Origin of the sequence: Arthrobacter pigmenti, from assembly GCF_011927905.1 — a bacterium.
GTDB classification, from domain to species: Bacteria; Actinomycetota; Actinomycetes; order Actinomycetales; family Micrococcaceae; genus Arthrobacter_D; species Arthrobacter_D pigmenti.
Genome location: NZ_JAATJL010000001.1, coordinates 3,114,925 through 3,128,438, shown reverse-complemented (window position 1 = coordinate 3,128,438; position 13,514 = coordinate 3,114,925). Strand labels below are relative to the sequence as shown.

The window sequence follows — 13,514 nt, the reverse complement described above, 5'->3', positions numbered from 1 at the left end:
ATCGTGTCCAGGCTGTTTGTCGCGATCGGGGATTCCTTCACCGAGGGGGTGGGGGATTGGGACGCCCGCTACCCTAACGGCGTGCGCGGTTGGGCGGACCGCGTTGCGAAGCAGCTGAGCAAACAGGACCCGGGCTGGCGATACGCCAACCTCGCTATCCGGAGCAAACGGCTTCAGCAGATTATCGATGAGCAGCTGCAAAGGGCGCTTGATCTGCACCCGACCGTCGTGAGCGTCTATGCCGGCGGCAACGACATCCTCGAACTGCGTGCCAGCCTGACTCCGCTCATGGAGCGCTATGAGGAGATGGTTTCGCGTATCGCGGCTGCCGGGGCGAGGCCGCTCCTGTTCACGGGGTTCGATGTTCGCCTGCACCCGGTGCTCGAGCCGATGCGCCGCCGGAACTGGACCTACAACGAGCACGTCCGCCGCATCGCCGAAGACTACGGCGCGCTTCTGGTGGACTATTGGTGCTTCGACGAATACCACGACCCCCGGTTCTGGGGTACCGACCGCCTCCACATGTCACCCGCCGGACACAAGAACATGGCCGCCCACGTACTGCGGGTACTCGGCGTCGACCACAGCCTCACCGCCAAGCCGCTGCATCCCCGGCTTCCGGTCACGGCGCGCGAGTGGCTGCACCAGGAATCTGTCTGGCTCCGCGAATGGGTCATCCCGATGTTCGGCCGGCGCCTCCGCAACGTAACCCTCGGCGACCACCTCGAGCCCCGCTGGCCCACACCCATCCGCCCGGCTGACGGGCTGAAGCGCCTGGCTGCTGAGCGCGACTCCCTCGCCAGGCAGGACTAGTACGACGACGACGGCGTCGTCCCGCTGGGAGGCAACGGCTCCGTTGCCTTACCGCAGATGGGGCTGAATCGACCCTACGGATCATGCGTGAAGGCGACGGAACGGTTGGTTAGGTGCATGCAGGACGAAGGCAGGGAGCCCGCTACTTCAGCGGATCGTGCCCCCAGTTCATCAGCGAGTAACGCCATTTCGAGTGCTCAATGTCGGAGGACGGCTTCTGCGCCAGGTGCCGGTGCACATACCCAACCACTTTCCGCATGTGGTCGACGTCCGAGTCCGTGAGATCGGTCTTTTTCTTGTGCAGTAGCTCGATGATCCGCCGGCCGGAGGCGTGACCAACGGATTCCCCGCCGTCGTCCTTCTGGCCCACCTCCCTGGATTCATCCGTATCCAACCACTTCTCGAGCTGGGAAGCGGTCATGTTGACCGCTTCCTTCCACTCCGGCCAAACCTCGTCCAGGTTGCTCCCACTCGTCAACGTTCCTCCTCACTGGGAACCCGCCCGTAGACTGGGTTCATCATGATGCGTTTCATCAACAGGTACCGCACGCCCATTGTCTGGCTTCTCGTCGTCGCCCTCGTAGTCAGTATTGGCGCGGGCTTCTTCGCCACCATCTTCTAGTCACCACAGCCGCCCCGTGCCGGGCCTCTGTACCCGGAGCCAACGGAATCCGTAGGGTTCGAGCTCCAGTTCCAGATCCTCACCGGGCGAGATCGGGCGCCTGCTGTCCTGCAGCAAATCGGTGAGTAGACCGCCCTCGGCGGGGACGTCGTCGTCGTCCATTTTTAACGTCACGGTTGCAGGTTCCGCCGCGAAATTGTGCAGCAGGAACACCGAGTTTCCCTCCCACACGGACCGGTGCGCCAGGACGGCAGGGTTCGGCTGGTCGATGACCTGGAATTCGCCCCAGCCGAGCTCCGGACACTCGCGATAGCGGCGGATCAGCGTTCCCATAAAACCAAGGAGCGACGCCGGATCCCGCCGTGCCGCCGCAACGTTCACTTTGTCGGGGCCACACGCGCCGCTGACCAGCGGGGCGACCAGTTTGTCCGGCGGCGCAGAGGAGAAACCGGCGGAGTCTTCGTCGGTCCACTGCATCGGCGTGCGCACCGCGAGCCGGCCTTCGATGTCGAGATTCTCGCCCATCCCGATTTCCTCGCCGTAGAACAGCACCGGCGTCCCGGGGAGCGAGAACAGCAGCGAGTAGACCATCTTGATGCGCTGCAGATCCCCGCCCATCATCGGCGGGACACGGCGCTTGAGGCCACGGCCGAAGACCTGCATCCGCTCTTCCGGCCCGAATGCCGCGAACACTTCCTTCCGCTCGGAGTCGCTGAGCTTGTCCAGGGTGAGTTCGTCATGATTGCGGACGAACGTCGCCCACTGGTTGTCCGGGTCGATCGGTGGCCGCGCCTCCAGGGTGGAGGCGAGCGGCCGTGCATCCCCGCGGGCGAGCGAGAGGTACAGCTGCTGCATGGCGATGAAGTCGAACTGCATGTTCAGTTCATCCGCAGCGTCCCCGAAGAACTCCAGCTGCTTCTCATATGGCAGGTTCACTTCGCCGAGAAGGACGGCGTCGCCGGACCGCCTCGAAAGGAAGCGGCGCAACGACTGGAGGTAGTCGTGTGGATCTCCGCTTTCACCCTCGGGCGTCCCCATGGTCTCCAGGAAGAAGGGCACTGCGTCCACCCGGAAACCTGAAAGTCCGAGCTCCATCCAGAAGCCCATCATCTTCGCGATCTCGTCGCGAACCGCTGGATTGGAGATGTTGAGGTCCGGCTGATGCGAGTAGAAGCGGTGCAGGTACCACTCCCCGGTTTTCTCGTCCTTGTTCCAGATCGAGTTCTCCTTGTCGGGGAAGACAACCTCCTTGGACGTATCGGGCGGTTCCTCCGAGCGCCAGACGTAGAAGTCGCGGTACGGATTGTCCTTGGAGGAGCGCGCCTGCTGGAACCAGGGGTGCTGGTCCGAGGTGTGGTTCACCACGATGTCCGCAATCACCCGCATGCCCCGGTCCTTCGCGGTGCGGATGAACTCCACCAGGTCCCCAAGGGTACCGAGCCGGCCGTCGACACCGTAGAAGTCCATGACGTCATACCCGTCGTCCTTCTGCGGTGAGGGATAGAACGGCATGAGCCAGACGCAGGTCACACCGAGCTCGGCCAGGTAGTCCATGCGCTGGGCGGCGCCGGAGAAGTCGCCCACGCCGTCGCCGTCGGAATCGCAGAAGGTCTCAATGTCCAGGCAGTAGATGACCGCGTTCTTCCACCAGAGGTCAGCTGTGTCGGTGATGCGCATCAGCGGACCTCAGGTAGTACGTGCTCGGCGAACGCTTCGATGAACGGTTTCTGCTCTGTGCCGACGAAGTGGAGGTACAACTCGTCGAAGCCGAGGTCGATGTACTCCCGCAGTTGCTGTGCGTGCTGCGACAGGTCCGAAGATATCTGGACAGTTGCCCGCAGTTTCTCCTCATCCGTGTCGCAGCTGGCCTCCTCGAAGTCCGACGGGCGGGCGAGGTCCCAGGTGGTCGGCGGCGCGAGGCAGTTGGATCCCCATTGCGTCTGAGCTATGTCCAGGGCCTCCTCCTCGCTTGCTGCCCACGAAAGGTGGACCTGGAGGATGAGCTTTCCCTCGCCGCCGTTCTCGCGGTAGGCCTGGATCATCTCGGTGAGCTTCTCGTGCGGCTGGTTGACGGTCACCAGTCCGTCGGCCCAGCGGGCGCTGCGCGCCGCTGTTTCCACGCTCACCGCGGGAGCGATGAGCGGCGGCCTGACCTCCGGTGCGTCCCATAGCCGTGCCTGGTGCACGGTGACCAGGCCATCGTGGGTGACTTCCTCGCCGTCGTGCATTCGCCGGATGATGTCCGCGCATTCCTCAATGCGCTGCTGCCGCTCCGCCTTCTCCGGCCACGGATCGCCGGTGATGTGCTCGTTGAGGTTTTCGCCGCTGCCCAGGGCTGCCCAGAACCTTCCGGGGAACATACTCGCCAGGGTGCCGCTCGCCTGGGCGATGATCGCCGGGTGGTAACGCTGGCCGGGGGCGGTCACGACGCCGAAGCGAAGGTTCGTGGTTGCCAGCGCGGCTCCCAGCCAGGACCAGGCGAACCCGGAATGGCCCTGCGTTGCGGACCATGGTTCGAAGTGGTCCGAGCACATCGCGGCGTCGAACCCGGCCTGCTCAGCCAGCTGCACGTCGGCCAGTAGTTGGCCCGGCGGAAGCTGTTCGTGCGATGCGTGGAAACCAATGGTCGTGGTCATGGGCGAGCCTTTCCATTCGGCCTGGCTAAGGCCCTTGAGGCCCCGGCCCGTCCGTTCTAGTGTGATAAGCAGGCTTAGCAATAGCACAGAGCCTAGCTGTACAGCAGATTGCCCTCAAGGGTAAACAACAAGCAGCAGGAGGAACGCATGAGCGATCAGTACACCTTCCAGAATCCCGTGACGCGATTCCCGGAAATCTCCCCACCGAAGCAGGACCAGCCCGAACCTGGCCTTGACCGTGATCTGACCCCGCAGAGCGACCGCGGTGAGCAGTCCTACCGAGGCACCGGTCGGCTTGTTGGCCGGAAGGCGCTCATCACCGGCGCCGATTCCGGCATTGGTGCGGCCGTGGCGATCGGCTTCGCACGCGAGGGAGCCGACGTCGCGCTTTCCTACCTTCCCGAGGAAGAGGCTGATGCAGACGAGATTGTCCAGCTGATCGAGGAGTGCGGCCGCAAAGCGGTCAAGGTGCCAGGCGACATCAAGGACGCCCAGTTCTGCAAGGACCTCGTGAAGCAGGCGGTGGATGGGCTTGGCGGGCTCGACATCCTCGTGAACAACGCCGGCAAGCAGATAGCCGTGGAGAAGCTCGAGGAACTTGATGACGAGCAACTGGACCACACGTTCAAGACGAATATCTACTCGTTCTTCCGGATCACCCGTGAGGCACTTCAACATCTCCCGGCGGGTTCGAGCATCATCAACACGACGTCGATCCAGGCTTACCAGCCCTCGCCGACCCTGCTGGACTACGCAAGCACCAAGGCCGCGATCAACAACTTCACCAAGGGCCTCGCTCAGCAGTTGGCACCGCGCGGAATCCGGGTGAACGCCGTCGCTCCGGGTCCGTTCTGGACGCCGCTGCAGGTCTCTGACGGACAGCCGAAGGATGCGCTGCCTGAGTTCGGCAAGGACACGCCGCTGGGCCGTGCCGGCCAGCCAACCGAACTGGCGCCGGCTTACGTGTTCCTCGCGTCATCGGAATCGAGCTACGTGGTGGGGGAGACGCTCAACGTCAACGGCGGCAGCCCGACGCCTTAACTGCCCTATCCATCGAGCGGGCGCCAGCGACGTCCCTAGCGCGGAAAACGTGTCCCAGCGCCCGCTCAATGGTGGCAGGGAAGTATTCGCCCGGCGGTAATTCCCGGGCGGGACCGCCTCAGTCGGGGAAACGGACGGTCCCGCTCGGGGGGCTCCGGCAAAGCCGGCGCCAGCGGGTTGGATCGGTGGTCTCGGGCCGTCCTTCCTGCTGCTTCCACAATCGCTGAGGGACCTTCGAAATAACTTGGAACCCATCCGGCAAAAAAATAAGCTGGCTTATTACTTCCCATTTGACGGGTGCTGAAGTTAGCGTCGAAAGACAACGGTTCCATGCTCCCCAGCCCGTACAGATGAGTTGGCTTATCCAGGGTTGGAACCATGATTTGCGGAGGTTTTTCCGTGTTCTTTCACAAACAGGAACTGCAATTCAAATCCACTCCCGATAAGCCGGATGCCGTCTACGCCAGGAAGCTCCAGGAAGTCCTCGGCGGCCAGTATGGCGAAATCACTGTTGCCATGCAGTACAGCTTCCAGGCATGGAACACCCACATTCCCGGCAAGTATCGGGACCTCCTCTTCGGAATCGGTTCCGAAGAGTTCGGCCACGTCGAGATGCTCGCGACCATGATTGCGCAGCTGCTCGAGAAGGCCCCTCTCGGGATTACCGACGACGCCGTCCAGTCCGACCCGGCGATTGCCGCCGTCGTCGGTGGTACTGACATGCAGCAGGCCATCGTGGCCGGCGCAGGCGTACGGCCGGTGGACAGCATGGGCAACCCGTGGTCCGGCAGTTACGTCACCGCAAGCGGTAACCTGCTGGCCGACTTCACGGCCAACGCGAACGCGGAAATGCAGGGCCGCCTCCAGGTGGCACGGCTTTACCACATGACCGATGACCACGGGATCCGGGACATGCTCTCCTTCCTGCTCGCACGGGACACCATGCACCAGAACCAGTGGCTGGCCGCGGCGCGCGAGCTGCAGGAGGAAGGCTCGGAGAACCTGCCGGTGCCGAGTAACTTCCCGCTCAAGAAGGAGGAACGGAGCGTGGCCTACCAGTACCAGAACTTCTCCGACGGCAAGGCTGCATCCGAAGGTTCCTGGGCCTCCGGGCCAACCCCCGACGGGCTCGGCGAGTTCAGCTACCACGAGGGTCCCACCACGAGTGCCCCGATGCCGCCGCCTACCGTTCCCGATCCGCGGTTCTACGGAACCACGGAGCTTCCGAACGCTGCCGAGCAGAAGCAGGGCGCCAAGAAGGACAAAAAGAAGAAGTAAACGCATCGTCACAATCAGCCCGCTGCATCTCTCTGCGGCGGGCTGGTTGCTGCATTGGTGGTCAGTAGTGCCGGATGATTCTGTGCAGGATTGGAGCCATTGTGCGGCGTGTCGGGCGCGGCGCGCCGATGTTCGGGCCGAGTCTCAACCCAAACCTGCATCGAATCGTCCGGAGCGCGTTCCAGCCACGGTCGGCTCAATACACAGTAGGCTTAGTATCGGAGCAGAATAAGGACGACGACGTCGGCCAGGGTAGGAAGGCACAGCCATGAAAAGTCCGGAAGTACGCGGGTCGGTCAGCGAGGCGCTGTTGCAGCTCCTTCCAACGGCGCCGCGGGGTGATTCCACGGAAGTGCTGCGCAGCGCGGTCCGCCAGGCGCTCGAATCCACGCCCGGCATCCTGTCCGATGACGATCTGCAACTGACCCTCTTCTGCCTGTACGAACTCCACTACAGCGGCATCGACAGCGCTGATCCCGAATGGGAGTGGGATCCGGCGCTCATCGGTATCTGCCGCGACGTTGAACGCGACTTCGAGACCGCCCTCCGCGCCGCCGTCGAACTTCCAGCTCTGGAGTCGCTGGAGCCCCTGGAGCCGCGGGACAGCGACGGCGTTGCCTCGGTCCTCTTCGACCTCACCGCTGCCGATACCGGGCCAAGCGTCTCGCGGTTCCTCGCGAAGAGAGCCACGCTTGAGCAAGCTCACGAGTGGCTCATCCACAAGTCCATCTACCAGCTGAAGGAAGCCGATCCCCATACCTGGGCGATTCCGCGGCTGCGCGGGCGCGCGAAGGCCGCGATGGTCGAGATCCAGGCAGACGAGTACGGCGGCGGCCGCCCCGACCGCATGCACTCGGCGCTGTTCGCCCGCACCATGCGGGGCGTCGGGCTTGAGGACGAGTACGGCTACTACCTCGACGCCGTCCCCGCCCTCACCCTCGCGAACAACAACATGATGTCGCTGTTCGGCCTGAACCGGCGCCTCCGGGGTGCGATTGTCGGCCACCTCGCGGCGTATGAGATGACCTCGTCGCAACCCAACCGCCTCTACGGCAATGGCTTCCGCCGCCTGGGCTTCGATGAGGACGTCACCTGGTACTTCGACGAGCACGTCGAGGCCGACGCCGTGCACGAGCAGATCGCCGGACGTGACCTCGCCGGCGGACTCGTGGAAGCCGAACCGGAACTGCTCGAGGACGTCTACTTCGGAGCCGCTGCCGCCCTCGCGGTGGACGGCATGCTGGGAACGCAGATCCTGGGCGCCTGGGAGAAGGGCGAGTCCTCCCTGCGGATGCAGCAAACCGCCGCGGCATGACCGAACCGGCGGCCTACCTGCTCCCCCTCCGCTGGACGGAGGACTCCGGCCTGGACAACCTCGCCGCCTACCTGAGGGTGATGGTTCTCGAGACGGAGGTCGTGGTGGTGGACGGTTCGCCCTGGGAACTCTTCACCCGTCACGCGGCAGCCTTCCCACCAGGGGTGCATCATCTGCGGCCCGCGGTCCAGTGCCGCAACGGAAAGGTTGCCGGCGTGCTGACGGGACTCGAGCACACTTCCCGCGAGCGCGTGGTGATAGCCGACGACGACGTCCGCTACGACGCCGCCACCTTCCGCAAGGTGGTTGCCCTGCTGGACAGTGCCGACGTCGTACGCCCGCAGAACTACTTCCTCGCCTTGCCGTGGCATGCCCGCTGGGACACGGCCCGCTCGCTGCTGAACCGGGCGCTCGGCTCCGACTATCCCGGCACGCTGGCCGTGCGGCGGTCCACGATGATGGCTACCGGTGGCTATGACGGCGACGTTCTCTTCGAGAACTTCGAGTTGCTGCGGACCGTGCGCGCGGTGGGTGGTATCGAGGTCCGGGCGGACGACGTATTCGTCGGACGGCTCCCCTGTTCCCCGCGCCACTTCCTGCGCCAACGCGTCCGCCAGGCCTACGACGATCTCGCGCAACCGCCCCGGCTGCTACTCGAGCTGAGCTTCCTTCCGCTGCTCGCGCTGGCTGCCCGCCGTCGTCGTGCCCTGCTTGCGTACGCGGCGCTCGCCGCAGTGGCACTGGCGGAATACGGACGACGACGGCGGGGTGGCCGGGCGGTCTACCCGGTGACCTCCGCGCTATGGGTACCTGCGTGGGTACTCGAACGAGCGGTCACTGTCTAGCTGGCGCTCGGCCTGTGGTTGACCGGCGGGGTTCCGTACGCCGGATCGAAGCTTGCGACGGCCGGGCATTCGCTGCGGGTGCTCAGGCGAAAACATGCGGGAGTCCGGCTCTCTGGCGGCAAGGAGGTCCCTTGTCCCGCCCAGAGCGCTCCGATACGGTCGAAAAGGATCCACCAACCTACCGCGCTGGTTCCAGCCAGCGAACACCACTGAGTCACTGCATTACTGACGAACTGGAGGCGATTGCATGAGCAGCAAGGACCGGATAGCCGAGCCGTGGGGGACACGCACTCCGTACGGGTCAGGGGAAAGCTGGCCCGTACGGGTGGATATGCACCTGGAGGAGGGCCTCAAACCGGCGGACGTGGACCGGTGGGTGCAGACCGCATCCATTCTGCATTCGAACGGGGACGCGCTGGACATCGCGGTGAAGGGTGACCGCATCGCGGGCGTACGCGGAAGGGCCGAAGACCGCGTGAACCATGGCCGGTTGGGGCCGAAGGATCTCTATGGCTGGCAGGCGAACTCGTCCCCTGACCGGCTGACGAAACCGCTCATCCGTAAACGCGGGAAGCTCGTGGAGACGGACTGGGATACCGCGATGGAGCGCATCGTCGGACGCACGAAGGACCTCCTCGATGAGCAGGGTTCGAGCGCCATCGGTTTCTACACGACCGGGCAGCTGTTCGCAGAGGAGTACTACACCCTCGGCGTTCTGGCGCACGGCGGTCTCGGCACCAACCACGTGGACGGCAACACCCGGCTGTGCACGGCGACCGCCGCGGCAGCCCTCAAGGAGTCCTTCGCCAGCGACGGGCAGCCCGGTTCCTACACGGATATCGACCACGCAGACGTCATCGCCCTCTACGGCCACAACATGGCAGAAACGCAGACCGTCCTCTGGACACGCGTCCTGGACCGCCTCGCCGGCCCCAATCCCCCGCAGATCATCTGCGTTGACCCCCGGCTGACCCCTGTGGCGAAGGCGGCAACCGTTCACCTGGCACCGCGACCGGGAACCAACGTCGCGCTGATGAACGGGCTGCTGCACGAAATCATCGAGAACGGCTGGGTTGATCCGGAGTACATCGAAGCGCACACCGTCGGCTACAGCGAACTTCAGAAGCGGGTCAAGGAATATCCGCCCGAGGTGGTCGAAACTATCTGCGACGTGCCGGCTGAACAGCTCCGGGAGGCAGCCCGGATCATCGGCAACGCGGAGCGACTGCTCTCCACCGTGCTGCAGGGCTTCTACCAGTCGAACCAGGCAACAGCAGCGGCCGTTCAGGTCAACAACGTCAACATCATCCGAGGCATGCTGGGCAAACCCGGCTGCGGAATCCTGCAGATGAATGGCCAACCGACCGCGCAGAACACGCGCGAATGCGGTGGCGACGGCGACTTCCCGGGCTTCCGCAACTGGTCCAATGACGCGCACGTCGAGGACCTCGCGCAGGTGTGGAACGTGGACCCGATGGAGATCCCGCACTACTCGCCGCCCACCCACCTGATGCAGATGATGCGGTATGTGGAGGACGGGTCCATCCGCATGTTGTGGGTCAGCGGCACCAACCCGGCCGTGTCGCTGCCGGAGTTGCAGCGCGTCCGGTCAATCCTCGAGCAGGACCGGTTGTTCCTGGTGGTCCAGGACATCTTCCTGTCCGAGACCGCGCAACTGGCCGACGTCGTACTTCCCGCCGCAACCTGGGGCGAAAAGACCGGCACGTTCACCAACGTGGACCGCACCGTCCACCTGTCGGAAAAGGCGGTGGATCCGCCCGGCGACGCGAAGCCGGACCTCGATATCTTCCTGGACTACGCCCGCCGCCTGGACCTTCGGGACAAGGACGGCCAGCCGCTGATCAAGTGGAATGACCCCGAATCGGCGTTCGAGGCGTGGAAGGAATGTTCGAAGGGCCGCCCGTGTGATTACTCAGGCATGACTTACGAAATGCTCCGCGGCGGCTCCGGAATTCAGTGGCCCTGCAACGAGGAGAACCCTGCGGGAACCGAGCGCATCTACGTCGGTGGCCAGTTCTGGAGCTCACCGGAGTACTGCGAAAGCTACGGCCGGGACCTGGTGACGGGCGCTCCACTGGAACCGGACGAGTACAAGGCCATGAACCCGTCCGGCAAGGCGGTGATCAAAGCGGCCGGTTACCTGCCGCCGCACGAGATCCCGAGCCAGGACTTCCCGCTGCAGCTCATCACGGGCCGCACGCTGTACCACTTCCATACCCGTACCAAGACCGGCAGGGCGCCGCAGCTTCAGGACGCCGCACCGGAAGTCTGGGTGGAGATGTCAGAGGCGGACGCGGAGGCGTACGGCATCAAGGAGGGCGACCTCGCTAGGGTGGCCACACCTCGCGGCGCCGTCGAGGCACACGTACGTATCAGCGGCATCCGTGACGGCGTACTTTTCCTGCCATTCCACTACGGATACTGGGACACGAAGGGAGGGCACAAACCGGACAAGGCCGGGAGGGCAGCAAACGAGCTGACCATCACGGACTGGGACCCGGCGTCGAAACAGCCCATCTTCAAGACTGCGGCGGCCAGCATCAAGCGGCTCAAGTCCGGTAAGGGACCATCCGCGGCACCGACGACGACGGCGTCCGCCCCCATTCGTCCGATCGGCAGGGAAACCAAGGGCTCGCACAATGCCGAGGTACAGGAAAGCCTGAACGGCGGGGAAGCAGGAGGACAACGATGAAGCTGGGCCTGGTACTTCACGAATTGCACCGATCGGAGAACGACCTCGGGATCGAGCTGCTGCAGGTCTCCGAACGGAACAAGGCGGACCACGAGATCTACCACCTCGGACGGGACCTCGCGAAGTGGTCGCAGAATCATGTCCGGGAGATCGCGGAGATCGGGAAGCAATACGGACAGAACCTCGATCCTGAACCCAAACACGAGCTGAATCTTGCCGAGAAGCTCCGCGAGAAGGGCAGTGATCTCATTGGGCGGCGCGGCACACCGGCGTTGCTGATGCTCCGGGATCTTCGCGAGATCTATATGAAAGCTTCAGGGGTTTCTGCGGACTGGGAGATGCTGGCGCAGGCGGCGCAGGGGATCAAGCACACCGACCTGCTCGAGGTGACCAAGCGGTGCCACCCGCAGACGCTGCGGCAGATGCGGTGGGCCAACGCGATGCTGAAGGTCAACTCAACCCAGGCCCTGATCACTTAGGAACCTTCGTGCAGATCTGGCGCCTTCCCGCCGTTGAAGTCCACCAGATCTGCACGAAATTTCCACGCGTCGCTAGCGGGTGTTGTCGACCGCCTCGTAATCTGCGCGGTCGATCTTGCGGTGGTACCGCATACCGGCCAGACCGCCAAGGACAGCTCCTGCCAGCGCGGCAAGCAAAGCGACGACGACGGCGATAATCCCTGCCGTTGTCAGGGTGCCTTCGTTGACGGGCAGGCGGGGGAAGCTGTTCAGGTTGGCGAGGACGTCGAATTGCGCACCGAAGATGATGCCGAGGACGGCAACGATGATTGCCATGATGATCGCCCACAGCCAGACTGCGATGCCCTGCTTTGCGCCGTTGAAGCGCGCCATCCGGCCGGCCACGTAACCGCCCGCGTAGTAGGCGAGCAGCAGGATCACGAGCAGAATGATGGCGCTGGTGATGCCTACCGTCTGCGGATCCTGTGCAGCCTGATCGGTTGCTTCGTTGATGTTGGTGTTCGTCGAGAGCCCAAATGCGGCGCCCGCTGCGGCGACAAGCGCGGTAAGGATGACCGCCATGCCGGTTGCGGTCAGCCACCCGAAGAACGCGGCGCCGAACTTCATTCCGCCGAACGTCTCCTTTTCACGCTGGTGGAGTGCGTCCCGTTGCGCACCGGCAGGCACCGGTGTGACATCCCGGTCGCGGTCGCGGTCCCGGTCATCGCGGTCGGGATCGAGACGCCGGTCCCTTGCGTGGTGACTGTCGGCGTCTTTGGAGTGCGAAACCGGTACCGCTGCGGTGTGCTGGCGGGTGGCGTCGTCGTCGTTCCTGTTGACGTTCATTGCACGGGTTTCCGTGCCGTCCGGGTTGCGGTCGCGATCGTTCGAGTCGCGGGCATCCGGCCGGTTCGCTTCACGTGGAGCGCCGGCGTCCGGCGCGGCTGATTCATCGACGTGTTTCGGATGATTATCCCGATCGTTGTTTCCTGTTGCTGGCGTGCTCATTGGTGCCTCCCTGATGTCAGGCCCGAAGGCGACTTCATAAGTAACCTTAGTATTCACCTGTGTAGGTCACAAGGGCGTTCAACTCGCGGTGGCAGACTGGGGGGCATGGATTGGGAGATTGTCGTCACCGTGCTGAGTGGGCTTGCGATCGGCGTTGGAGTTGCGGGAGTGGTGATTCCAATTCTGCCCGGAAGCATCCTGATAATCGCGGCGCTGTTGGGTTGGGCGTTGACGGTGCAAAGCGCTGCAGGCTGGGTGGCGCTCGGCGTCGGGGGAGTCAGTGCACTGGTGGGATTACTCGCCGGGACCGTCCTGACCGGGAGGAAGTTGCGTCAGCGCAGGATTCCGGGACGGTCCATCACTGTGGGCCTGATTCTGGGCGTGATCGGGATGTTCGTTATTCCCGTGGTGGGGCTGGTGGTGGGCTTCGTCGTCGGCCTGGTCCTGAGTGAGTCGGCGCGGCTGCGGGACTTTCGCGCGGCGGTCACCTCAAGTGGCGAGGCCCTGAAGGCCATGGGTGTGGGCATCCTGGTGGAACTTGTGCTCGCATGCATAGCGGGCAGCGCGTGGATTATTGCTGTGTGGATGCATTTCGCCACGCGCTGACCCGCTACAGGGAAGCCGCTAGCGCCGCTTCCTGCCGTACGACTTTCCGCGCGAGTACTTGGTGTTGGTCTGGCCGTTCCGACGCTTGCCGAGAACCTTCGACGCGATTACCGGTGCCAGTGCCCAAAGGATTTTCTTCAGCATGATGTCCGCCTTTCATTGAGGTATTCCACCTCTAT

13 protein-coding genes are annotated in these 13,514 nt (G+C 64.0%); 8 read left to right on the top strand and 5 right to left on the bottom strand.

What is annotated here, in order from left to right; translation table 11 throughout:
- Positions 1-3: 3 nt before the first annotated feature.
- Positions 4-813, top strand: coding sequence for an SGNH/GDSL hydrolase family protein (locus BJ994_RS14640; protein WP_342450389.1), 810 nt, complete (start codon positions 4-6; stop codon positions 811-813).
- Positions 814-955: 142 nt separating this feature from the next.
- On the opposite strand, the gene BJ994_RS14635 is transcribed toward BJ994_RS14640, so the two are convergent.
- The 3 genes from BJ994_RS14635 to BJ994_RS14625 all read right to left on the bottom strand — a co-directional run bounded on the left by BJ994_RS14635 (position 956) and on the right by BJ994_RS14625 (position 4,071).
- Positions 956-1,291: a DUF3140 domain-containing protein gene (locus BJ994_RS14635; protein WP_280801315.1), complete on the bottom strand. Its 336-nt coding sequence runs from the start codon at positions 1,289-1,291 to the stop codon at positions 956-958.
- 144 nt (positions 1,292-1,435) lie between these two features.
- Positions 1,436-3,112: an alpha-amylase family protein gene (locus BJ994_RS14630; protein ID WP_167995167.1), complete on the bottom strand. Its 1,677-nt coding sequence runs from the start codon at positions 3,110-3,112 to the stop codon at positions 1,436-1,438.
- Positions 3,112-4,071 (bottom strand): TIGR03885 family FMN-dependent LLM class oxidoreductase, encoded by a 960-nt coding sequence (locus BJ994_RS14625; RefSeq protein WP_167995166.1) that lies wholly within the window; start codon positions 4,069-4,071, stop codon positions 3,112-3,114. Before BJ994_RS14625 ends, BJ994_RS14630 begins: the two co-directional genes overlap by 1 nt.
- A gap of 147 nt (positions 4,072-4,218) precedes the next feature.
- Between BJ994_RS14625 and BJ994_RS14620 the strand changes: the two genes are divergently transcribed.
- The 6 genes from BJ994_RS14620 to BJ994_RS14595 all read left to right on the top strand — a co-directional run bounded on the left by BJ994_RS14620 (position 4,219) and on the right by BJ994_RS14595 (position 11,742).
- Positions 4,219-5,112 (top strand): SDR family oxidoreductase, encoded by an 894-nt coding sequence (locus BJ994_RS14620; protein ID WP_167995165.1) that lies wholly within the window; start codon positions 4,219-4,221, stop codon positions 5,110-5,112.
- A 399-nt stretch (positions 5,113-5,511) separates the two neighbouring features.
- On the top strand, positions 5,512-6,390 hold the full coding sequence (locus BJ994_RS14615; protein WP_167995164.1) for a manganese catalase: 879 nt from the start codon (positions 5,512-5,514) through the stop codon (positions 6,388-6,390).
- 268 nt (positions 6,391-6,658) lie between these two features.
- Positions 6,659-7,705 carry an iron-containing redox enzyme family protein gene (locus BJ994_RS14610; protein WP_167995163.1) on the top strand — a complete coding sequence of 349 codons (1,047 nt, stop codon included), beginning with the start codon at positions 6,659-6,661 and terminating at the stop codon, positions 7,703-7,705.
- Positions 7,702-8,550: a glycosyltransferase family 2 protein gene (locus tag BJ994_RS14605; protein WP_245192307.1), complete on the top strand. Its 849-nt coding sequence runs from the start codon at positions 7,702-7,704 to the stop codon at positions 8,548-8,550. The genes BJ994_RS14610 and BJ994_RS14605 overlap by 4 nt, the downstream gene beginning before the upstream one ends.
- Positions 8,551-8,797: 247 nt before the next feature.
- Positions 8,798-11,263: a molybdopterin oxidoreductase family protein gene (locus BJ994_RS14600; RefSeq protein WP_167995162.1), complete on the top strand. Its 2,466-nt coding sequence runs from the start codon at positions 8,798-8,800 to the stop codon at positions 11,261-11,263.
- Positions 11,260-11,742, top strand: coding sequence for a hypothetical protein (locus BJ994_RS14595; RefSeq protein ID WP_167995161.1), 483 nt, complete (start codon positions 11,260-11,262; stop codon positions 11,740-11,742). Before BJ994_RS14600 ends, BJ994_RS14595 begins: the two co-directional genes overlap by 4 nt.
- 72 nt (positions 11,743-11,814) lie before the next feature.
- Here BJ994_RS14595 and BJ994_RS14590 read toward each other — a convergent pair whose 3' ends face one another.
- Positions 11,815-12,729 carry a hypothetical protein gene (locus tag BJ994_RS14590; protein WP_167995160.1) on the bottom strand — a complete coding sequence of 305 codons (915 nt, stop codon included), beginning with the start codon at positions 12,727-12,729 and terminating at the stop codon, positions 11,815-11,817.
- A 105-nt stretch (positions 12,730-12,834) separates the two neighbouring features.
- Between BJ994_RS14590 and BJ994_RS14585 the strand changes: the two genes are divergently transcribed.
- Positions 12,835-13,335: a DUF456 domain-containing protein gene (locus tag BJ994_RS14585; protein WP_167995159.1), complete on the top strand. Its 501-nt coding sequence runs from the start codon at positions 12,835-12,837 to the stop codon at positions 13,333-13,335.
- A gap of 18 nt (positions 13,336-13,353) precedes the next feature.
- Here the strand turns inward: BJ994_RS14585 and BJ994_RS18355 are convergent, their stop codons facing one another.
- Positions 13,354-13,479: a hypothetical protein gene (locus BJ994_RS18355; protein WP_280801314.1), complete on the bottom strand. Its 126-nt coding sequence runs from the start codon at positions 13,477-13,479 to the stop codon at positions 13,354-13,356.
- Positions 13,480-13,514: the final 35 nt, after the last annotated feature.